This is a genomic window from uncultured Methanospirillum sp., assembly GCF_963668415.2.
Lineage (GTDB): Archaea > Halobacteriota > Methanomicrobia > Methanomicrobiales > Methanospirillaceae > Methanospirillum.
In genome coordinates this window covers 197,176-218,432 of the sequence record NZ_CAXXDL010000001.1, presented here as the reverse complement: position 1 = coordinate 218,432, position 21,257 = coordinate 197,176, and the positions used below count along the sequence as shown (strand labels likewise).

General features: G+C 48.3%; 24 protein-coding genes and 1 tRNA gene. 11 read left to right on the top strand and 14 right to left on the bottom strand.

The window, feature by feature from the left end:
• Positions 1-18 precede the first annotated feature (18 nt).
• The 5 genes from ilvE to cfbA form a co-directional block, all read right to left on the bottom strand.
• Complete coding sequence (gene ilvE / locus ACHZA2_RS01105) at positions 19-885, bottom strand: branched-chain-amino-acid transaminase (protein ID WP_319578166.1); 867 nt, start codon at positions 883-885, stop codon at positions 19-21.
• A 68-nt stretch (positions 886-953) separates the two neighbouring features.
• Positions 954-2,348 (bottom strand): Ni-sirohydrochlorin a,c-diamide synthase, encoded by a 1,395-nt coding sequence (gene cfbB / locus ACHZA2_RS01100; protein ID WP_319578165.1) that lies wholly within the window; start codon positions 2,346-2,348, stop codon positions 954-956.
• Positions 2,345-3,409: a Ni-sirohydrochlorin a,c-diamide reductive cyclase catalytic subunit gene (gene cfbD, locus ACHZA2_RS01095; RefSeq protein ID WP_319578164.1), complete on the bottom strand. Its 1,065-nt coding sequence runs from the start codon at positions 3,407-3,409 to the stop codon at positions 2,345-2,347. Before cfbD ends, cfbB begins: the two co-directional genes overlap by 4 nt.
• Positions 3,410-3,412: 3 nt before the next feature.
• Positions 3,413-4,669 carry a coenzyme F430 synthase gene (gene cfbE / locus ACHZA2_RS01090; protein ID WP_319578163.1) on the bottom strand — a complete coding sequence of 419 codons (1,257 nt, stop codon included), beginning with the start codon at positions 4,667-4,669 and terminating at the stop codon, positions 3,413-3,415.
• A gap of 9 nt (positions 4,670-4,678) precedes the next feature.
• Entirely contained in the window at positions 4,679-5,080 is a 402-nt protein-coding gene (gene cfbA / locus ACHZA2_RS01085; RefSeq protein WP_319578162.1) for a sirohydrochlorin nickelochelatase, read from the bottom strand.
• A gap of 182 nt (positions 5,081-5,262) precedes the next feature.
• Between cfbA and ACHZA2_RS01080 the strand changes: the two genes are divergently transcribed.
• Genes ACHZA2_RS01080 through ACHZA2_RS01070 form a run of 3 tightly spaced genes read left to right on the top strand, consistent with a single transcriptional unit; the run spans position 5,263 to position 7,760 of the window.
• The gene (locus ACHZA2_RS01080; RefSeq protein WP_319578161.1) at positions 5,263-6,366 is read left to right on the top strand and encodes a methanogenesis marker 9 domain-containing protein; all 1,104 of its coding nucleotides are present in this window, start codon (positions 5,263-5,265) and stop codon (positions 6,364-6,366) included.
• A 6-nt stretch (positions 6,367-6,372) separates the two neighbouring features.
• Entirely contained in the window at positions 6,373-7,194 is an 822-nt protein-coding gene (locus ACHZA2_RS01075; RefSeq protein ID WP_319578160.1) for a triphosphoribosyl-dephospho-CoA synthase, read from the top strand.
• The gene (locus ACHZA2_RS01070) at positions 7,191-7,760 is read left to right on the top strand and encodes a DUF447 domain-containing protein (RefSeq protein WP_319540756.1); all 570 of its coding nucleotides are present in this window, start codon (positions 7,191-7,193) and stop codon (positions 7,758-7,760) included. The genes ACHZA2_RS01075 and ACHZA2_RS01070 overlap by 4 nt, the downstream gene beginning before the upstream one ends.
• A gap of 152 nt (positions 7,761-7,912) precedes the next feature.
• On the opposite strand, the gene ACHZA2_RS01065 is transcribed toward ACHZA2_RS01070, so the two are convergent.
• Entirely contained in the window at positions 7,913-8,512 is a 600-nt protein-coding gene (locus tag ACHZA2_RS01065) for an acetate uptake transporter (RefSeq protein WP_319540757.1), read from the bottom strand.
• Between the two features lie 218 nt (positions 8,513-8,730).
• Here ACHZA2_RS01065 and ACHZA2_RS01060 point away from each other — a divergent pair, with 218 nt between their 5' ends.
• The 3 genes from ACHZA2_RS01060 to ACHZA2_RS01050 all read left to right on the top strand — a co-directional run bounded on the left by ACHZA2_RS01060 (position 8,731) and on the right by ACHZA2_RS01050 (position 10,735).
• Entirely contained in the window at positions 8,731-8,997 is a 267-nt protein-coding gene (locus ACHZA2_RS01060; protein ID WP_319540758.1) for a PAS domain-containing protein, read from the top strand.
• The gene (locus ACHZA2_RS01055) at positions 8,994-10,118 is read left to right on the top strand and encodes a PAS domain S-box protein (protein ID WP_319578159.1); all 1,125 of its coding nucleotides are present in this window, start codon (positions 8,994-8,996) and stop codon (positions 10,116-10,118) included. Before ACHZA2_RS01060 ends, ACHZA2_RS01055 begins: the two co-directional genes overlap by 4 nt.
• Positions 10,119-10,213: 95 nt before the next feature.
• Positions 10,214-10,735, top strand: coding sequence for an archaellin/type IV pilin N-terminal domain-containing protein (locus ACHZA2_RS01050; RefSeq protein WP_319578158.1), 522 nt, complete (start codon positions 10,214-10,216; stop codon positions 10,733-10,735).
• A 13-nt stretch (positions 10,736-10,748) separates the two neighbouring features.
• Here the strand turns inward: ACHZA2_RS01050 and ACHZA2_RS01045 are convergent, their stop codons facing one another.
• Positions 10,749-11,315: a DUF308 domain-containing protein gene (locus ACHZA2_RS01045; RefSeq protein WP_319578157.1), complete on the bottom strand. Its 567-nt coding sequence runs from the start codon at positions 11,313-11,315 to the stop codon at positions 10,749-10,751.
• 145 nt (positions 11,316-11,460) lie between these two features.
• Here ACHZA2_RS01045 and ACHZA2_RS01040 point away from each other — a divergent pair, with 145 nt between their 5' ends.
• Complete coding sequence (locus ACHZA2_RS01040) at positions 11,461-12,186, top strand: 4Fe-4S double cluster binding domain-containing protein (RefSeq protein ID WP_319578156.1); 726 nt, start codon at positions 11,461-11,463, stop codon at positions 12,184-12,186.
• 3 nt (positions 12,187-12,189) lie between these two features.
• Here the strand turns inward: ACHZA2_RS01040 and ACHZA2_RS01035 are convergent, their stop codons facing one another.
• Complete coding sequence (locus ACHZA2_RS01035; protein WP_319578155.1) at positions 12,190-13,044, bottom strand: GyrI-like domain-containing protein; 855 nt, start codon at positions 13,042-13,044, stop codon at positions 12,190-12,192.
• A gap of 141 nt (positions 13,045-13,185) precedes the next feature.
• Here ACHZA2_RS01035 and ACHZA2_RS01030 point away from each other — a divergent pair, with 141 nt between their 5' ends.
• Entirely contained in the window at positions 13,186-14,049 is an 864-nt protein-coding gene (locus ACHZA2_RS01030) for a GNAT family N-acetyltransferase (RefSeq protein ID WP_319578154.1), read from the top strand.
• Complete coding sequence (locus ACHZA2_RS01025; protein ID WP_319578153.1) at positions 14,046-14,600, top strand: cysteine hydrolase family protein; 555 nt, start codon at positions 14,046-14,048, stop codon at positions 14,598-14,600. The genes ACHZA2_RS01030 and ACHZA2_RS01025 overlap by 4 nt, the downstream gene beginning before the upstream one ends.
• Before the next feature lie 30 nt (positions 14,601-14,630).
• Here ACHZA2_RS01025 and ACHZA2_RS01020 read toward each other — a convergent pair whose 3' ends face one another.
• Entirely contained in the window at positions 14,631-15,971 is a 1,341-nt protein-coding gene (locus tag ACHZA2_RS01020) for a hypothetical protein (RefSeq protein WP_319578152.1), read from the bottom strand.
• Between the two features lie 2 nt (positions 15,972-15,973).
• On the bottom strand, positions 15,974-17,179 hold the full coding sequence (locus ACHZA2_RS01015; RefSeq protein WP_319578151.1) for a PLP-dependent aminotransferase family protein: 1,206 nt from the start codon (positions 17,177-17,179) through the stop codon (positions 15,974-15,976).
• 171 nt (positions 17,180-17,350) lie between these two features.
• Between ACHZA2_RS01015 and ACHZA2_RS01010 the strand changes: the two genes are divergently transcribed.
• Positions 17,351-17,908 carry a tetratricopeptide repeat protein gene (locus ACHZA2_RS01010; RefSeq protein WP_319578150.1) on the top strand — a complete coding sequence of 186 codons (558 nt, stop codon included), beginning with the start codon at positions 17,351-17,353 and terminating at the stop codon, positions 17,906-17,908.
• Positions 17,909-18,004: 96 nt separating this feature from the next.
• Here the strand turns inward: ACHZA2_RS01010 and ACHZA2_RS01005 are convergent, their stop codons facing one another.
• The 4 genes from ACHZA2_RS01005 to ACHZA2_RS00990 all read right to left on the bottom strand — a co-directional run bounded on the left by ACHZA2_RS01005 (position 18,005) and on the right by ACHZA2_RS00990 (position 20,136).
• Entirely contained in the window at positions 18,005-18,208 is a 204-nt protein-coding gene (locus ACHZA2_RS01005) for a hypothetical protein (protein ID WP_394698448.1), read from the bottom strand.
• Between the two features lie 81 nt (positions 18,209-18,289).
• Positions 18,290-18,490 carry a hypothetical protein gene (locus ACHZA2_RS01000; protein WP_319578148.1) on the bottom strand — a complete coding sequence of 67 codons (201 nt, stop codon included), beginning with the start codon at positions 18,488-18,490 and terminating at the stop codon, positions 18,290-18,292.
• Between the two features lie 146 nt (positions 18,491-18,636).
• Positions 18,637-18,719 (bottom strand) — tRNA-Ser (locus ACHZA2_RS00995).
• A gap of 139 nt (positions 18,720-18,858) precedes the next feature.
• A complete protein-coding gene (locus tag ACHZA2_RS00990; RefSeq protein WP_394698447.1) occupies positions 18,859-20,136 on the bottom strand; it encodes a hypothetical protein in 1,278 nt (425 codons plus the stop codon).
• Between the two features lie 132 nt (positions 20,137-20,268).
• Here ACHZA2_RS00990 and ACHZA2_RS00985 point away from each other — a divergent pair, with 132 nt between their 5' ends.
• The gene (locus ACHZA2_RS00985) at positions 20,269-21,255 is read left to right on the top strand and encodes an archaeosine biosynthesis radical SAM protein RaSEA (RefSeq protein ID WP_319578146.1); all 987 of its coding nucleotides are present in this window, start codon (positions 20,269-20,271) and stop codon (positions 21,253-21,255) included.
• Positions 21,256-21,257: the final 2 nt, after the last annotated feature.

Below are 21,257 nucleotides of genomic sequence, written 5' to 3'. Positions count from 1 at the left end.
TGATGTGATCCCTTCTGTTCAATATATTGGGGTACCTTCATTCTGAACAACAATCTTGAATTTTTCCATCATCTGTCTTGTAATTGCTCCAGGTTTTCCATTCCCGATTACTCTGCCATCGATTAATGTGATCGGAGCAACTTCCGCTGCTGTTCCTGTTACAAACACCTCATCCGCGGAGTAGAGGTCATAATATCCCATGTTCCTTTCAGAAACACTGATACCGAGCTCATTGGCGATCTCAATACCTACAAGCCTGGTGATACCACGCAGGTTGTTAATCGTTGGTGGGGTAGTGATAGAACCGTTTTTCACCACAAAGATATTGTCACCCGATCCCTCAGAAAGGTACCCGTTTGTGTCAAAGAAGATCGCTTCATCCCCACCTTTGTAATTTGCCTCAATCTTGGCGAGAATATTATTCAGATAGTTCAGGCTTTTTACATTGGGTGGGAGTGACTCTGCCGGATTTCTCCTGATAGATACTGATATCGCTTTCAGTCCTTTCTCATACAGATCACCATACATTGCACCCCATTCCACAGCAAAGATAACCACGGTTGGCTTTATGCATTTTCTGGGATCAAGGCCAAGGTCTCCTACTCCCCTGGACACAAGTGGGCGGATGTATGCATCTTTTAGATTGTTCTTTTTACAGGTCTCAATGATTGCATCTGTCATCTCTTCCTTTGTGATTGGAATATTCAGATCAATGGTCTTGGCAGAGTCATAGAGCCGGTCGAGGTGTTCAGATAATCTGAATATTCTTCCAGAATATGCTCTGATTCCCTCGAAAACTCCGTCACCGTAAAGAAAGCCGTGGTCAAAAGGTGATATTTTTGCATCTTCACGGGAGTAAAATGCTCCGTCTATATAGATTAGCATAACATAGGTTTCTGGAAGTATTCAGCCAAAAATATATCTTTATGGATCCTTGGGAGTATTCTAAAGAGTCATCCCCTGGTGGTTTTCCATTTGCGACAGAGTTCACAAAAGTCAGCAAACATCTTCCTGGCAGCAACCGGGTGAAGGTGAGTGTATGATCCTAGTGTATTTCTGGAGATCGCCGCGTCCTTGGACCCTTCAATACCTACTCCTCTCTCAAGATGATACCCGTATTTTGCTCCGGCGTCTAACTGAACATCTGAATAATGAAATTCATGCCCCCTGAACTGATGAACGCCGAACGGGGTGTCTGCAGAACTTGTACCGATCACGTATCGCACTATACGTCTGGATGGGATTGAAGATGTACCGGAAAAAACCCCACACATCTGAAACTCGTCACCAGAAGAGAGTCCGTTCCAGTCACTGGTGAATCTGATCGAATCACAGAGGTACATGAGCCCTCCGCATTCTCCGTAGATCGGCATCCCCTGCAATGATACATTCTTGATCGCTTCTCTCATTCGCGCATTTTGTTCCAAATCTCTCCCAAAGTATTCAGGATATCCTCCTCCGATTATGATCCCGTCAACATCCGGGAGAGAGTCGCGGATCGGTGAGAATGGCACAACTTCAGCCCCGTAACTCTCAAGGATCGCGAAGAGGTCCGCATAATAAAAGTTGAAAGCCCCGTCAACGGCTACCCCTATCCTGATATCTTTCTGTTCCGGAGATCTGAAGATTGAACCTGCATAGGGGGGAATTTCCCGATCATCAGCAAGGTTCAGCAGGGTGTCGAGATCGATCTGTTTTCCGACTGATTCGATCATACTGTTAATCTGGTTTAGAAATTCCCTATCTGGAGATCCCTCAAGAAATGGAACCAGACCGAGATGCCTCATCTTCAGGGGAGGGTTTTCAAGTCGTGGAATTGCTCCTACAACCGGGATTCCACAGTAATGTTCGATCGCCTCGGTTGCTTTTCTGATATGGCTCTCGCCCCTCACATTGTTCAGGATCACTCCTGAAATAGTGATCTCGGGATCAAATGCAGTGAAACCTTTGAGGAGTGCCGCTGCACTCCGAGTGATACTCCTGGCATCAATGACTAATAATACTGGAACTTTCAGGAGTTTGGCGATGGATGCAGTGGAGCCGATGTCTGAAAGAGATTCTGCACCTTCATATAACCCCCTGACCCCTTCGATCAGTGCTATCTCAGCACCCATGCACGAACAGGCGTGGGAAAATATTTCCTGGTTCTCTTCGGGAGTAAGAACAAATGAGTCAAGGTTCAGGCAATGCCTACCTGTTACTGCAGAAAGATACGATGGATCAATATAATCCATTCCGACCTTGAAGCATTGGACTTTGTAATGCCGGGAAAGAAGAGCCGCGAGTGCCACAGTGATACTGGTTTTTCCTGCCCCTGATCGATCACCAGATATCAGGATGGTCTTCATGCAAGGCTCCGGAGCACTGCCCCGAACTCACTCTCCACGATAGAAGTGACTCCCAGGGTTCTGGGATGCAGGTCAACCTCAACCATCACATGGGCATGGCCCTGTTCCTTCAGAGGGCCAACCTGTCGGGGTCCATTGGTTATTGAGAAGCATTCGATACCCTCAAGATAATGAGAAGGTATTGCGTGTGGTACTCCCACGATGAGAGCGAAGTCCGGTTTCATATCCCTAATCCAGGAGCCAAGATAATCTCCGGAAGCACCATATTCATCAAGTGCTCCCTGCGAAATAAACTGAAGTCCTCTGGTTTTCAGTTCATCAGATATTCGCTGTGCATCCCGTCGCACTTTTGGCAGTCCCCTGAGTTCGAGATTTGCAGAGTAGATAATATCAGCATCAGGCACTGCATCATGGAGTCCGAGTAGTTCATCGGCAAACATGTACGCGGTCTCCTTCTTGGCGTTCATGACAGCAACCCCCTTTTTCCCTTCATGAATAAGATTCAGGATTCTGGTTGCTGCAACATGTTTCAGGTCTCCCCGTGATGGCTCGATGTAACTCTTCATTGCAGCTCCACGCAGCCTCTCCACCTCGTTTGCTTTCTTTAGCAGTTCTTTCTGCCTGATAAGTTCCTCATCACTGATCCAGCCGACACGGTTTGCAGGCTCAAGTGTTGCGATCACACCATCAATATTTTCTGGAAATCCTGCGTGAATGTCGACTGCTATCGTCTCTGTATGAAGATCAGCCATCTCTATTGCTGCTTCAAGATCTTCACCGATGATAAGGGAGACACAGGTCCCGACTACTGCCATACGCGACGGGTTGAACTCTTTTTCAGCATATTTGATGACTTCAATGAGACGTTCCTGGCCGCCAAACACGAACTCATTCTCTGAAAGCGAGGTTGTAAGAACCCGCATCCCATCCTCTTCAAGAAGTCGTGCGTGTTTAAATGAACAACCTGAAGGCCCATGAAGCACGGAGACGGTAACCCCTAAATCCCGGGCTGTATACAAAGCGGCAACAATTGAACTTGGTCGTGGCTGCATATATTTCATAAATTACCTCCAGGTCTTTACCGAGACAACTATCGGACTGGCAGGTTTCTCCCTGGCAACCTGCATACCTTCTGTTATAGAATTCACTGTGGTTATCGGAACTGCCTGTTCCTGGCATGCTCCTGATATGGCATCGACATTCATCCTGTCATCACCTGCAACAAGGATTGCTGTTGCAGGTCTTCCCTTTCTGATGGCAGCGATGATCTCATTATCGGAAAAATTTTCACATACTGCTCTGTTCTCCTGTCCGATGATCAGGGTAAATGGAGTAATCTGATCCTCTGTACCCCGGAGCAGGGCGATAGCATCAAGGGTGGTCTTCAGACATGCCCCAGTGCTGGCATTATCTATGATCATCCGGCCCTCTTCTGATGTTATCTTCATTCTGCCAGGAAGCGAGGCGAAATTACTCAACTTGTCTGGCCTGTATCCAAGAATAAGTGCTGCTGCTGTAGCCAGTTGAAGGGGAGTCCGGTATCCTTCGAGTGTCAGGAGCGGGTTTTCAAATGAACCTTCCATGTCCTTGTAGGAGTATGTGCAGATCCCTCCTGTTACCTGTGTGAGGTCTTTTGCATTGATCACCGAATCGTGCTCACTGGTCATACCCGGGGCTATCAGAACTTTTCTGCACGAAAGTGCACTCAAATGTTTAAGCGTTCTGGCGCTGAGTCGCCCGGATGCAATCCGATAGTCCTCATCAGAGGTAAGGATTGCAAGATCAGACAGACCAGTAAATCCAAGTGAGATCTCTGTAATACACCAGTCTGTATCTGACAGGAGAGCATGAACTGATATAAGTGATGCGGGAGTGATGCTCATCCGGGTAATTTTTTCTTCTTCCGGGTACCTGAAAATTCCCCTCGATGTATGAAGGATTCCATACCCATCCATGAGTGATGCAAGGGCTGTTGCGGTGGTTGTTTTCCCCCTTGCCCCTGTTATCTCAATGGAGATTCCGGTTTTTTCATGGCCGGTTGGCCTGGTCTCCCTTCCTGAGCCCAGGATCCACCTCACCGCTTCATGATGAGTAATAGCAGGGCAGGAGAGTCCCCTCAGCACCGGATATGAAGGATCAAGATGTACCGGGTGAATGAGCAGATCATACCTTCGGGACATGGCAGTCTCGCAGGTGATGCTTCCCGGGTGTGAGAGATCTCCCCGGTATACATCAACGAGATCCACGGTATGGCCCATGCCCTTCAGGGCATCACCTAGAATAATCCCGCCATGAATGATATCGAGGATCAGAATCTGCATAAAAAAAGATTAGATAAGAGAAAGTGCCTTTTCGGCATTCTCTGCCATCAGATCGGCAAGAAGTGGGTTCGGCCCGATCGGATCTGCATACACGAGGGGAATTTCCCGTGACTGAAGTTTAAATGTTCCTTTCTTCTGTCCGCTTTGAAGTTTTAGAATTCCCGGAATATCTTCATCGATGTGAACTCCACGTGCAAGGAAGAGAGGAACAACTGCAAGGGAATCTATATCTTCGGTTTTGAACTGTTCAAGTGCTTCTGGAATAGTGGGCTCGCTGAACTCCATGAACCCGCATTTTACCTTGTAATCTGGATGGCGTTCGGCGATCAGGGCAGCAGTTTTAGTGATAAGGTCCTTATTATATTCCTTTTTGCTTCCGTGACCTACTAGAAGAATACCTACGTTTCCCATTACGCTAAGGTAACACTGCCAGCGATAAAATAGTTATCAAATGTGTATGGTGAGCATGATGGTAAGTACATACTGTTTTAGTATCAGGGCCTGGATCCGGAGTCTGATATCTACTCCTGATATCAGGCCAACTTTAATTGATTCAAAGGTTGATTGGTAAAGGCAAAGATTCGAGGATTTGAATGGACAATATCTATGATCTCCGGATTGGTGATCGGCAGGTCTCCATTCCTGTCGCGATCTCATCCATGGCAGGGGTGACCGATGGTGCATATATTAGGGACCGGGCCGAATACGTCGGGATCGGATTTATCGGTGGATATGCAATAGATGAACCAACCATATCTGCAGCACGCGAACTCTCCCACCAGGGCAGGGAAGAGTTCCTGCCCCGGGATCCCATAGCAGAGATTGCAGCGCAGGTTGCTCTTGTTGAGTCAGCTGGAGTGATTCCCGGGATAAATATCCGTGCATCTGAAGTCAACTGCATGGTTGCTCTGGCCAAGGAGATTGGTGACCGGGCAATCTATGAGATTGATGCACATTGCAGACAGCAGGCCATGATTGAGGCAGGATGTGGAGAATATCTTCTTACCAATCCTCAAAAACTCCTCTCGTACGTACAGGCACTCAAGATTACCGGTGTTACAGTATCTGTAAAGATCCGTGCTGGTGTAGCACCAAATGATGGCGAACTTGCAAGACTCCTGTGGAAAGCCGGGGCAGACATCATCCATGTGGATCTGATGGATTTTGGGCCGATAAAACTTCGTGATATCAGAAATGCCTGCCCGGTCTTCTTAATAGCAAATAATGGTATCACCGACTTTGAGAAGGCAAAAGAGTACTTTGCCCACGGAGCAGACATGGTCTCGCTTGCCCGCAGTTCAGATGTGAAGACTCTCTCTGCCATCAGTCAGGCACTTGCCCAGTTTACCCGTGAGCATGGCTGGTATAATTCACCCAAGCAACTCTGCCGTGGTGGGGATATCAGATCCCTTGCGTTCTGCTGCTTACCGGTTAAACCCTGTCCACTTCTACCAGCACTTGAAAAACTGAAGATATCTCCACAGGATTTCGTTGCCATGAAGATGGAAGGGGTAAAGGATACGATTCTGGAAGGAGGAACCAGTACCTGTTTTGGTAGTCTTGCATATTGCTGCAAGGATACGACACCCTGTATGTTCCGTGATGGGACGCTTAAGCAGGCAGGAATAAAACGGTCGGTCTATATGCAGCAGAAACGCGAACTTGCCAGAAAGATTATGCAGAAGATCTTCTCCTGATATTGTATGGCCATACCACCTCTCACCCTGACAGAGCATGCACAGATGGCAATGATGCTCGAAGTCTGTGCCATGACCAAGCCGGGAAATGTTGATCGTGGCCATGATTATCCTGATACCTGGCTTGAACACTTTCTCGCATCATCTCTCTTCTGCCGGCCTGCGTTTGAGAAAGCTGAGCAGGAGGTGGGAACCATCGGTGAACTGATCCGGGAGGCCACGCTTCTGACCGGGCGGCATCGGGGGGGTAACACTCATTTTGGTGCATTTATCCTACTTGTCCCCCTGATCATGGGCAAAGGGATTGAGGGGGCATGCCGGTGCATCAGGGAGACTACCGTCGAAGATGCCATTCTCTTCTTTGATGCATTTGCCCATACTGCAGTCCGCGTTCGTGATTCTGATGAACTTGATATCAACGATCCGGCTGTCGCAGATAAACTTCGGGCACGGGGGATGACACTCTTTGATGTCATGGCCCATTCAGCACCGCAGGACATGGTGGCTCGTGAATGGACGAACAACTTTCCTCTCACCCGCAAAACAGCTGACCTTCTGAAAGAGGATGGAAGGGGAAGAGAAGCCGTCTCATCGGTATTTCTCTGGCTCCTGGCTGAAGAGCCTGACACCTTTATTGCAAAAAAGTTTGGAACTGACCGTGCATGCCGGGTCAGGGATCAGGCGATTCAGGTTCTTGCCGGACAGATCTCACATAACGAATTTGACGAGTACTGTATCAGGGAGAGTATCAACCCCGGCTCTCTTGCCGACATCATGATCGCAGGTCTCTTCGTGGCATTGACTGAAGGCTGGGAGTGGGATCTGTGAACCAGTCCCGCTTCTGGCCGATGCAGGAGGGGATAAACGAGATCATTGCGACGGTAAGGTTGCATGCCGCTCCAATGGGGGTGATCTGTCGTGGTGATCGTATCATGATGGCCGTGTTCAGGAGCAGTCACACAGCTTCATTGATTGAAGAAACCGGGCTGGTGGTTGCCAACATCATGCATGATCCTGTGATCTTTGTCAGGGCTGCATTCTCAGATCTCGATCCTGATGATTTTATAGAATTTGAAGAAGCAGGGCATCAGGTCTGCAGGCTCTCTTCAGCAGAGAGCTGGGTTGTGTATCGTTCAAGGATCGATCAGAAGACCGAACAGAAACTCCTCGTCAGTCTTGAACCGATCAGAATTGAACTTGCAGAGTCCACAATTGTTCCGATAAACAGGGGATTCAACAGTGTCATCGAGGCTGCTGTGCACGGCACACGATATGTTCTGACACGTGATTCTGCACTGAAAGACAAGATAGATCATCATGTTGACCTCGTGAAGCGATGCGGAGGGGAACGGGAACTTGAAGCTCTCCGGCTGTTGCAGGGTTATCTCTCCTAATTACTATTCGGTCCTGATTCCCGCAATATCATTCATCAGATTGCACGATATCGGCATCACGGTTCAGAATTCCTGTCGGACAGGTACCTGTGATGGGCTGGATATCTGCACGTATCCTTATTGTAGTTGAGAGGTTTCAAAAAAGAGTGTGGTTATACCGGCCAGAGTGGGAGAATTGTTCTCTCATGGGCCTCATTGATTACCTGTGCAAGTCCTGCGTAAATTGCTGAGAATCCACAGATTATTCCCTCATATCCGGCAAGCCGTGTGATCGCCTCGATACCTGTGATGTCTCCCAGTGCAAGCAGGAAGAAGAGAATTGTAAGTGAAGCGAAGACAAACTGTATTGCACGGTTTGCACGGAGTGTTCCGACAAACATGAATGCGGTGAAGAGGCCCCACATGGCGAGGTATGCTGCCATGGCTGTGTTCCCTCCGGTCCCGTCAGCGAGTCCTAGTTTAGGCAGGATCAATAAAATAACCAGTGAGATCCAGAAGAGTCCGTATGACGTGAATGCGGTTGTTCCAAAGGTGTTGTTCTTTTTCCATTCCATGATCCCGGCAATGATCTGTGCGGTTCCTCCATATGCCAGTCCCATCGCCAGGATCATCGATCCCAATGTGAAGTAACCGGCGTTGTGCAGGTTTAGCAGGACTGTCGTCATTCCAAATCCGAGCAGTCCGAGCGGGGCAGGGTTTGCAGTAATCTCTGCAACGAGCATTTTGTTGTTTGAAGGTTCTGTCTGTCCCATATAACACCTCACACCCGGGATATCTCTGCTATCAGGTTATCATCACCGGGAATCAGATACATGATGGTCCACGCAATATGGTATATATATTTCCGTAATTCTCGTGAGAACTTTGATGTATGCCGGTGGTTTTATACCTGAAAGATGAGCATTGGCAGACTTGAGACAAGGCATCCAAATATTCAATGAGTATTAAACAAAAAGTAACAGGACAATCCATGGATAATACCGAGTGGGAACGTATATTCAATGCAATTCCTGATATGATCGCTCTGATCGGTCCTGATCATACTATTCAGAAGATGAATCGTGCCATGGCTGAAAACCTTGGTATACCACTCAAAAAGGCTATCGGTACACACTGTGATGAACTTGTCCACGGGACCAGCGGCCCTGTTCTCGCCTGTCCGCACACAGCATTAATCCGGGACAACATGGACCATACCGCTGATATTTACAATGAACTCAGCGGTATTACAGGGTGAGTTGTACTCCTTTATACACTGCAGAAGATAGTCCGGTTGTCAGTATTCATATCATAAGGGATATCGCCGAGCAGCACAAACGCGAAGAACAAATTAAAGCCGACTCGGTATTTATCCAGCTTCTTGTTGACACGATTCCGAGCCCGATTTTTTACAAGGATAAGAACGGGTTATACCTTGGATCCAATGAAGCATGGGCTCTCTTTCTCGGTCTGAAAAAGGGTGAAGTGATCGGGAAGACAGTATATGATATTCTCCCGGAAGAGATGGCACGCGAACATGATCGGCAGGATAAGGACCTCCTGGCTACAGGCGGCAGTGTACAGTACGAGAGTAGATCTCAGGGGGTTGATGGTAAAGTTCACGACATTATTATGAGCAAAGCTGTTTTTCCTGATGAGACTGGAGAAAGGGCAGGAATTGTGGGTTTTATTATCGATATCACCGATCGCAAGCTTATGGAGAATGCCATCATGGAGACGAATCGGAAACTCTCCATCCTCTCATCGGTAACAAGGCATGATATCCTCAACTCAATCACCGCTCTTGCCGGATATCTTGAGTTCAGTAAAGAGAAATGTTCAGGATCTGATCAGGAGTCTCTCCTCTCTAAAGCAACACAACTTACTGCAATCATCCAGAGGCAGATAGAGTTCACACGTATATACCAGGACATCGGGATCAGGCCGCCAGAATGGCAACTGCTGTCAAATCTCGTCATCAAGGCGACGCAGACGCTGGATATGACTGGTATTTCGGTTGAGAATGAGACCGGCAGAATTGAGATCTACGCAGAGCCTCTCATCGAGAAGGTCTTCTTCAATCTTATGGAGAACAGTATCAGGCATGGAGGAAAGATCTCCAGGATCTCTATAACAACCGAAGAGGATGGTGGTTATCTTCGGATCATCTATACAGATGACGGATCCGGTATATGTGAAACAGACAAAAAGCGGTTGTTCACCAAAGGATTTGGAAAGAATACCGGTCTTGGTCTGTTTCTCTCCCGGGAGATTCTGGCGATCACAAGAATGAGTATTACAGAAAATGGTGGACCGGGAAAAGGAGTCAGATTTGAGATCAGTGTCCCGTCCGGATCATACCGTGTTGCATTGTCATAAAAACGGAGAGTTGATCAGTTTTCTGTTTCTGTACACCCTGTTTTAAAAAGGAAATATTATTAATCGGTACGGGTGAGTATACAACGGCGTGATATATGAGTAGAGAGCCGGGATTTTCAGGGCTTGAAGCAGCAGTAGTGCTGATCGCGTTTGTTGTTGTTGCAGCGGTCTTTGCTTATGTGACGATGAGCACCGGCTTTTTTGCTACCCAGCGTTTTCAGGAGGTAACGTATGCCGGAATCAAGCAGAGTACGTCAACCGCTATCACTGATGGCCTTGTCAGGGGAAAATATACTGATGCAAACGGTCTTGAGTCCCTGAGTTTCAGCCTGAGTGTACCTGAGACCGGAGAAGCCATTGATCTGTCAGAGATGGTCTACTATTATGCACAGGGTAGCGGAGCCGGTGGTGAAGTTCCATTAGCAAACGTGCAGCCAGGTAGTGGTCTTCTCTATCCTGGAGGGAGTACCCGGGTGACTCTTAATCTTCTGACTGCAGGAATGAGCGGTCCGAAGGCAGGAGGATCCTTCTCACTTGAGATCAAACCTCCGGTCGGGGCATCAACACTCATTCAGCGGACTATGCCGGATGCGTTTGCAGGCGGTTACATTCCGTAACCGGAAAAAAGGATTAAGATGTCTGGATCTTTCTCAGGTTAAATGATCCCATTATTGCAGATATCCCGCCAATCAGTGCAAAGATTCCTGCTACGAATGGAAGTGAAAGAGCTGCCTGAAGAGGATAAACCAGGAGCAGGATACCAAAGATAACACTCAGGAGACCGAGTGCAACTGATCCCCAGTCTTTTACCAGATATCCGTGATAGAGTTGCGCCCCTCCGATAATAATGCCCCATACTCCAATCAACATCACAAAGAACGGGAGAATGATCAGCGTGCTGAAGAGCGGGTACCCGAGGATCGCGAGACCGGCTATGAGGCTTAATATAGCGGAAATTACTTTCAAAGCCAGGTGTGACCGGTCAACAGTCAGACTCAGAAGTGAGAAGATTCCTCCGACAAACCACCAGGCCCCTATCATGGTTATGAGGGCAATGGTTGTGATCACCGGGCTTACCAGGAGCAGTATCCCGATGATCATTGCACAGATTCCCCAGAGCAGGACACTCCACCATGGGAATGATCCGGCACAGACGAGAGCCTGAACATCTTCAGATGCGTCTATGGTTTCAGCCATATCTCAAGGTGCGTCTGCCTTATTATTAAGTTATTTATTAAGGGTCATCGGCAGGAGAAACCTTCCCAGATCTCCCTCTCCAACCTGGGACTCTATCCAATCATATCGGCACAGGTATTTGTCCGGATGATACACAAATAAGATTATGTCTCTTGATGAGGCACTTCGGCAGATTGCAGAGCAGGCCGGAGTGAATCACTATGGAGTTGCCGACCTCAGGTCTGCACACGAGGCGGTCCGGAATCAGGGTGGAGATGAGATCGCCATGTATCCTCTTGCCGTCACCGTGGGGGTGGATCTCCTTCATCCGCTTGTCGACCTCCTGCCTGAGGGATCAGAAACTGGCTCGATCATGTACAAGCACTATGTTTATAATGTGGTCAATTCAAGGCTTGATAGTCTCATCTCCCAACTAGCCGGACGAATACAGCAGGAAGGGTTTGCAGCATTTCCTGTTCCCGCATCAACTCGTACAGACAATGAGAAGATAGCAGCATTTTTTTCGCACAAACTCGCAGCGCACTGTGCTGGTCTTGGATGGATCGGGAAGAGTTGCCTTCTCATCACCAGATCTGCAGGTCCAAGGGTCAGATGGGGGAGCATTCTTACGAACGCACCATTGGTTCCGACCGGATCTCCTATGAAAGAGCGGTGTGGTTCATGCCAGGAATGTGTTGATGCCTGCCCTGTTCATGCCTTTACAGGCGAGTCTTTCAGAGAAGAAGATCCACGGGAGACCCGGTTTGATGCAGGCAAGTGTGACAGGTATTTTGCCTCACTTCGAGAGCAGGGAAAAGAAGCTGTCTGTGGCATGTGCGTATACGCTTGTCCGTACGGAAAACGTGCAGCAGAAAAGATAGAACTGCCCTGAATATCAGGGAAGTTCTGCCTCTCCGATAACAGGAATCTGAATCTCGGTCAGTAACTCTTCCGGTGGAAGGTTGCAGGGATCATTCAGGTATAGTTCTCTCCCGGGAATCCCAAGCGAGATGCCCTTTTCTGTGGCATACGAATAAGCCCGGGACCATCCTTCATGAATCCCCATGTAAGGACCTTTATAGATCAGTGTGAGGAATCGTCCTCCGGTCAGAGTTGATATCCGAATTCGATCTGAATCTTTGCTGAGTCTCCCAAGAATTGGAAATGCAACCTCCACATCTGCATCTGTCTCCCTGTACTCTCCATCATGGTAGATACTCATGGGGGGACCGGCCATGCGAAGACCGGTCTGTCCTGCATCTTCAGACTCTACTATCCCACAGAGCTCACCGATGAGGCGGGAACAGATCTCCTCATATTGTCCTTTGTCGCGTATACTCATCACCCTGATCGGGGTGATCTCTTTAATTGCGGGTTCTGAACAACTCATAGGCATCAATTCCAGTGAGATCTCCTGATGCCGGAGAATCTCTTCTATCTTGTGTAACCGGTCGATCTCGATTCCTACCTGTGTCCTCCTTTCAGCAATAAGTGCCCGGATCGTTTTATCATCGCCTGATTCTTTTGCATGTAGAATTGTGGCTATCTCATCGAGACTGAAACCCAGGAGAGAGAGGGTTCTGATCACCACCCCGGTTCCGATCTGTGATGCAGTATAATTCCGGTATCCGGTGATCCGATCTTTTGCAGCCGGGACAAGCAGACCTTTCCTGTCATATATCCTAAGTGCTTTCAGAGAGAGATGACTGATAAGTGAGAACCTGCCGATAGGAATCTGATCGATTGCCATGTGTTACCCTCTATTGTGGCCCGTGAGCAGGTAAAGATCACCGCAGTCTCACCCGGGGAAGAGTCTGACTGCCACTCCGGTAGCACTCTATTCCTTCTCATATGATCCCCTTTTTTCCCGGTTATCAGCTAACCTGAATGTATGGTCAGGGTTATCGGCTCACCCAGGCTGATTCCGGCAGCCGGCTCTCCACCGAAAACAATTGCTGAGTATATCGGGAGAGCGGTATCCGGAACAGAGCAGGTAAGTATTGCCATGATGAAAAGTCCACCCGGATGGGCTGAACCAGGCCAGACTCCTGAGTTTGATGAATATTCAGTAGTTCTGCAGGGTGCACTTGTCATCTCAACCAGAACCGGTTCAGTACAGGTTCAGAGTGGACAGACCGCCATTGCGCCGGCAGGTGAGTGGGTCAGGTATAGTTCACCAGAAGGGGCCGAGTACCTGGCAGTCTGTGTTCCTGCCTTCAATCCGGAACTGGTACATCGTGATGGAGAAGAGAAACGATCGGAACCAGATATCGTAGATTCAGCAGATATCACATACGAAGAGTTCGGGAAAGATGGTCTGCCTTATATTGAAGATCTCTGGAACCAGCTCCGGACTCATCATGTATGTAATGCCCGATACTTCAGAGATCTGCTACAGGAACGGCCGTTCTCTGAACGATGTGACGATATCAGGAAAACTAATGCAGATCGGGAGATTCTTGTTCACCTGGCTCAGGTTCAGGGGCATGGGCCATATATCGGATTCTGTGTAAGTTCTGCAGCACCCGGTTCGTATGGCGAGATCGAGTCCATTTATGTAATGTCTGAGTACCGGTCACTGGGTATCGGAACGTCTTTTATGAACCGGGCCCTCGCATGGATCAGACAGAGGAATGTAACCGAATACAGGGTCAGGGTCTGTGAAGGTAATGAACAGTCCTTCAGATTTTATGAACGGTTCGGGTTTTACCTCAGACGGCATCTCCTCCTAAAAAAGACAGAGCAACAACCATGAAGTCAGCATTACTTCTCATTGATATTCAGAACGACTACTTCCCTGGTGGGAAGATGGAATTGGTTCGTGCAGAGCAGGCAGGTCATCAGGCCAAAGGACTTCTTGACGCTGCCCGGAAAAAAGGTATTCCTGTTATTCATGTTCAGCATCTCTCAACACGGCCGGATGCTCCTTTTTTTATTCCTGACACCCCGGGAGTTATGATTCACGATCTGGTAAAGCCAATGCCGGGAGAGGTTGTAGTTCAGAAGAATTTCCCAAATAGTTTCAGGGCAACCAATCTTCAGGATGTTCTGACCCGTGCCGGAATTGACCACCTGTTCATTGGAGGAATGATGACCCACATGTGTGTTGATGCAACCGTCAGGGCTGCGGCTGATCTTGGTTACCAGTGCACTCTGGCATCAGATGCATGTGCAACCCGTGATCTGGTCTGGGAAGGAAGAACTATTGTGGCAGATCATGTGCATGGATCCTTTCTCGCAGCACTGTCCGGGTTGTATGCACAGGTGCTCCCGGCATCTGTAGTAACCAGGCAGATCAGTGAATAACCGTTGATCTCCTAATTGGAGATCGCATTTTTATATTACCGAATATGTTCCGGGATGAACTTCATGCCCGGGCAGTATCGTATCAAGAAAAGTATAGAGGGTTCTGATAAGTTCGGGATCAAAAGCGGGCAGCCCATAACTGGATGAGAGTGTCATCTCATCCCCGAATGTGGAGATTGCAAAGCTGAATCCGGGAGGCAGGTTATGTGTCGGAAGCAGGAATGCATGTGATACCGGAACTCCCGAATCCAACTGTTCCGGGTATATTATCCCGGTATTCGTAAAGAGCGGCGATCTCTTTCCCTCAGCCAGTACCCCGTTCCACTGTCTCTGCATCTCACAGCGTGCTGCAGTACATCCGGCATCATACAGGCATTCAGCCTCAATGGCCGCATCAATCCCGGGAGTTCCCTTTTTTATCTGGTTCATCACCTGGTGAGTCCTGATTGCAGTATCCCTGAGTGTATCATCAGGATCTACCTCGATGGCAACCTCGAATGCAGTGGCGAAGTTAAAGACCGATCTCTGTGGCACTTCAGTCAGGTACCTGCGAAGGTCGATCGTGTTGAGCAGATGGATATCATTTATTTTACTGCCTGTTATCCGGGAACATGCTGTCGCAACCACGGCAAGCATCAGATCGTTAAGGGTGACTCCCCATTCCTTTCGCGTTGCATGGATACGTCCGACCCGTTCCTTGTTCAGTGACAGGAGTGAGAAGACCTGCCGCTCACAGATGAGTGATCTGGATGGAACTGAAAATTTATCTGACCAGCGAACCTGCACATCAGCTCTGTTCAGCAGGTCGGGTGCAAGAGATGAGAGCCTTGGCAGAACTCTGGCGCTCATATCGGTTGGCTCAACCTGGATCGATGCTCCACTCTGGTCTGCCCTGTATTGTGAAAGGAGCAGCCCGGCAAAGTCCTTCATCCCTTTCCCGTCCATGGAAGCATGGTGGGCATTGATGACAAGTACGTCTCCGTTCTTCTCAGTGCTCCTGATATAGACGATCTTCACCATCGGACCTCTGAATGGATCGATACAATATGAAAGGGCATTTTGAAGGTGTGATGCAGGATCAGGGACCGAAAATTCTGTAATCAGGTCTGCGGTGGTGACCAATGGGATCGTCTCCCACCAGAGCATATCGTTCTCTTGTATAAGCCGGCACCGGGTGACCGGTTCGGCATCAGTAGCCCGGAGTGCAGCCCGGACAAGAGCATCATAATTCATCTGCCCGTCAAGCATGATGACGAGATGAATCATCTGATCTGAAAAAGCGCAGAGGAGATCTGAAAAAAAGTCGAATGAATTGACCTGGTACCGGAGAGGGATGCTGTCCGGACAGGTTATATCAGGCTTCTCTCTCATTCTTATGCTGCATGCAGTTCAGGCGTCTCTTTCAGGTACTCCCTGAGCACCTGCCCGAGACGGCTGATTCCCTCTTCGATTCGTTCAGGCGTTGAGTTGGAGAAGTTCAGCCTGACTGTATCAGATCCCCCTCCGTCAGTATAGAATGGAAGACCTGGGAGGATTGCCACGTCTTTCTTGATCGCCCGATCAAAGAGTTCCATCGACGAGTAGCCCTTCGGAAGGGTTGCCCAGATGAACATCCCTCCGTCTGGTCTGGTGTAGGAGACTCCTTCAGGAAATTCAGACTGTATTGCTGATAACATGCAGTCGCACTGGCTTTCGTATGCTGCAGATATCCGGGCAATATGGGCATCCACCGGGTAGTTAGCCAGGAATCGTGAGATGATCCGCTGGCTCAGGATGTTTGAATGCAGGTCTGTGCCCTGCTTTACGGTGACGGCCTGCTCAAGGATCGGTGTTGGTGCACATATCCATCCCATCCGCATCCCCGGAGCGATGATTTTGGAGAACGATCCTGTCATCACTGTCAGTTCAGGGATCAGTTCCTTCATGGAAGGCATCTGTTCTCCCCTGAACTTGAGTTCTCCGTACGCATCATCCTCCACGAAGACAGTTTCTGCCCGTTCAAGCCGTTCTGCAACGGCTTTCCTGTTCTCCCGTGACCATGTAATTCCTGATGGGTTCTGGGAGTTGGGGACACCATAGAAGAAGCATGGTTTATCCTTGTCCAGAACCTGCCCGAGTTCATGAATATCGGGGCCTTCGGAAGTCAGGGAGATCGTGGAGAACTTGGGCTCATACATGGAGAATGCCTGGATTGCTCCAAGGTACCCCGGTCGCTCAAGGGCCACAACACTGTCCTTGTTGATGAAGATCTTTCCTATCAGATCCAGACACTGCTGGGACCCGTTGGTGATGAGGATTTCATCAGGTGATATCTCTAACCCGAGACGTTTTTTGTATCGTTCCGCGATCCACTCACGAAGCGGAGGATGTCCTTCAGTGGTCGCATACTGGAGTGCCGCAGTACCTTCCTCAACAATGACCTTCTCTGCCGTCTCTGCCAGTTCCTTCACCGGGAAGAGTGCCGGGTTTGGCAGACCTCCGGCAAAAGAGATGATCTCTGGTCGTTGGGTTACTTTGAGGATCTCCCTGATGAATGACCTGGGAGTCTTCTCCATCCGGGACGCAAACGTGTACTGCATACTATCCTATACACGTGAGCTGTACGGGCATTTGAGAGGGATCTTTAGAAGATGGTTTCAGATTTTTTCAGGAGATGATACAATATTGTTGAGATCTGGAATCTCAGTTCAGAGGAGATGCGTTGCCAGCTATAAAGGAATACCTAATCATTGTTCAGCCAAATATCGTGTATGCGCAACCTCTCTTTTTCAAAGAGTGATTCAAATCTTTCGATCCGGAGAAAAGCGATTCTTGAGGATATGGAACGATACGGGGAGTTGCTTGAGGAGTATACCAGAACCAGTAAAGATGAACCTGATAACCCGGACATCTGGACTGATATAGGACAGGTCCTGTTTCTACTTGAGCGGTATGATGAGGCTCTTGAGGCATGTGATCGGGCTATTCAGATACATCCGGAGAATGCGGTTGCATGGAATGCTAAGGGAATTACGTTGCACAGCCTTGAGCGGTACAGCGAGGCCCTCGAGGCATGTGAAAGATCGATCCAGATAAATTCGGAATACAGTGATGCATGGAATAGTAAAGGAAATGCCCTCAACTGTCTGGAGCGGCATGAAGAGGCACTTGAATCCTGCAATAGGGCTCTTCTGATAGATCCCGAATACAGCGATGCCTGGAATAACAAGGGGAATGCCCTCAATTGTCTGGAAAGATATGATGAGGCACTTGAAGCTTTTGACAAAGCAATTCTCCTCGATGAGATGAGCGCTGGTAAAGAGACGTAATGAAGGATGACATCAGATTGGTGAATCTCCAGTCTGAACATTCATCCCGGATATAAAATTTTTAAACCTTCACAAAATTTTGGCTGGCTTTTTCAGTCATCTGAACTCTGTGCTATTGATGATAGCAAGCATGGTGCTTGTGTATTTTGTAACCGCGTCTGCATTAGAATACTCACAGATCCAGCGTTTGATATGATCATCACTAAGCTCTTCTCTGGCTGTGATGATTGTCCCATCAAGTGTGGTGCCCGATGCAGACACATTATTTGCTTCAAGCTCAACGATCTCAGCCTTAGGCACTTTCAGATCTGACATCTTTTTTTGTATATGGGTGGTTACATTTACCCCGGAACCCTTTGATTCTGTCGAGTTTAAGGGCTCTTATGATATCATAAGGACCGCGTCGCTCTTATCTGTCCGGATTACTTCTGTTATCTTGTCTATAGGATCACTGGCCCAGTACGGTGGCATTTGAAACGTAAATCCAGCATCTGATGTACCATTCACCCAGTTTGATGTGTCAACAGCCATAGAGGGGATGATCAGAATGCCGAATAAGATGAGGTATAATAAAAATTTCATACAGTCATGTTATCAGGTTACGATAAAAAAAGAACTGTCTAATCCCGGTCGATCCAGGTTTTTTCAATTATCTGGTAATCCGTAAACTCTACGAAAAAACAGATCAAAAAATTGAATTTGTTACAACGTTGAACAAATTCATAAAACGCCGAGGAAGAGATTTGAACTCTTGAGGTGAAACACCAGTGGTTTTCAAGACCACCGCCTTCCCGGACTAGACTACCTCGGCTCCTCTAGTAGGTTGCACTGTGCTCTTAAAAAGGTATTCTCTTTACAACAAAAAAATGATAGACATTTCAACTGGAAATTGATGACTTTTAAAAAATTACTACGCACACGCTGACAGATAATTGAAAAAAGGAATATTTTTACTTTCGTCGCAGAAGCCATGCAGCTCCTGCAAGTCCGAGAACAACTCCCGCAAGAGGAGCGGGAGATTTCTTCTCTCCTGATGCGTTGCTATTTCCATATCTTGGAGGCGCACCGAATGCCTGGGCTGCCGTATCTGAAAGACCCACCGATGCTGCATTGCTTGCAGTAATGGTCACTTCATCAGATGACTTGTAACTGTACGGATATACTTTCAGATAGACTTCCTTGGTTGAGTCAGTGATCGTGGCCTGTTCGGGAGATCCCTTTCCTTTATCATTTACTTTAACTCCGGCAGATCCCGGGGCTGTTTTGTACTCCATGACCCAGTCCTCATCTGAAGAGGTAGAGATCGTTACCGGTGCCTGTTTTACAGACACAAGGAAATATGCCGGGGAATCGCGTGATGCCGGTGCAGTTGAACTTACCCCTTCAACCTGGACTGGTTTATCTCCAGTATTATTTCCTGGAGCCTTTGTCTCTGATGGTGTGAGTGAAGGTACACTTTTTGTCGGCTCGGAGGTTATGGCGGGACTTACACTGGTCTTTGCCGGGGTAGTGGTGTCTGTCTCATGAACTATCGGAGCAGCAGTTTCTACTGGTGTGGGAGTTGCAGTCGATGATCCTTTTTCTTCCCCGACCTGCACCGTGTATGTTCCGATAAATCCTTTTGAGTCGGTGAAGGTTATCGTGTATGCTCCAGGCTCCTTGATTGGAAGTTCATATTTCATCAGGCCACGGCTGACCGGCACAGACTCAGGACCAAAGACTGACGTGTTTCCTTTCTTCACTTCGATCTGGATTGCATTGTCTTCGTACCCCTGAATCCGGGTCTCGATCTCCAGAGTCCCGTCAAAGTCCTGGTAGAGTGGGGAAGAGAACCTGATGATATCAGACCGGTCAGTCAGCTTCACAACTCTAAGGTTTCGCGAACCGGCTGAGAAATCACGCAGGGTCTGTGAGAGCGCTTCTACTTTGTAATTCCCTTTTTCATAACCTGTAGTCTGGAATGTGACATTAAAACTGGTATCGCCCTTATCAGTGATCGCAACTGACTGACGGTCTTTCTCAATTGGAATATTGGATGACAGAGAGAGCACGACATCGATCTTGTCCGGTGGGGGGACATTCGTGGTTCCGGTCACCGTGAACGGCTGGCTTACTCTCACTTCTGCAGGAGCATCAAGTGTGAGATAATATGCTGATACAGTGCCAGGTCCGAGAAGGACCAATATCAGAAATATTGCAGATATAATGTTGAAAGAACGCGGATTCAAGTCCTAATCGCCTCCGAAATGATTGACTGAATATATTTCACCGGCCCGACCTAATATATTGTTGGTCTTTCCATAGACTGAGTAATACCTGTTGCCATTGTCCGGCAGCAAGGAGATTAATCGGATATTTCTATGAAAAAAGAACAGAAGAACACGCCAATAGCCTTGTGGACCGGTTCAGACCGCGTTCTTGATGAAATACTGAATAGTGTGACTGTGATTCTGCGTTCAGGGGGGTGCTCGTGGAACCGGTGCCTGATGTGCCAGTACAGGCATGAGCGGTATCATGATCTCTCAACAGATGAACTGATCCTCGCCATGAACGAGCAGCTCGAGGTTCTCGCTGCAAGTATATCTGAGCATGATCCCTCACTTGTAAAGATTTACACCTCTGGTACTTTTTTTGATGATCTGGAGGTACCTCCTGTAGTCAGGGAGAAGATTGCCACCCTCTGCAAAGGCCGCATCCTGACTGTGGAATGCAGGGGAGACTATGTGGATTATGAGAAGGTTGCTGCCTATCGAAATCTTCTGCAGGATGAATCGGGAAAAGGAGGCCTTATTATTGCTATCGGGCTGGAGACCTCATCTGATCTCATCAGGGAGAAGTGTATAGACAAAGGCCTGTCTTTTGCCCAGTACATCTCTGCTTCTGCAGATATCAGGCGGGCAGGGGGGCTGGTGAAGACCTATCTGCTCTACAAACCTGCGTATGTCACCGAACGCGAAGCCTATGAAGACATGAGCTCTTCGGTGCAGGATATTCTACCCCATACTGATCTGATATCCATGAACCCCTGTTCTGTTCAGCGCCACACTGTCGTGGAGCGGCTCTGGCGCCAGGGGTCATACCGGCCACCATACCTCTGGAGCGTTGCAAAAGTTCTTGCTGAAGCGCCGGTCCATATCACCTGTGATCCCCTTGGAGGAGGACAGAAACGAGGGGCACACAACTGCGGAACCTGTGATCAGATGATCCTTGATGCAATCCGTGAGTATAATCTGAACGGAGATCAGGAACTTATCAGATCTGTCCTTGACATCTCCTGCACCTGCAAAAAAGAATGGGAGTTTGTTATGAAGCATGAGCAGCCCTATGCCATGCCACTAACCAGTTAATT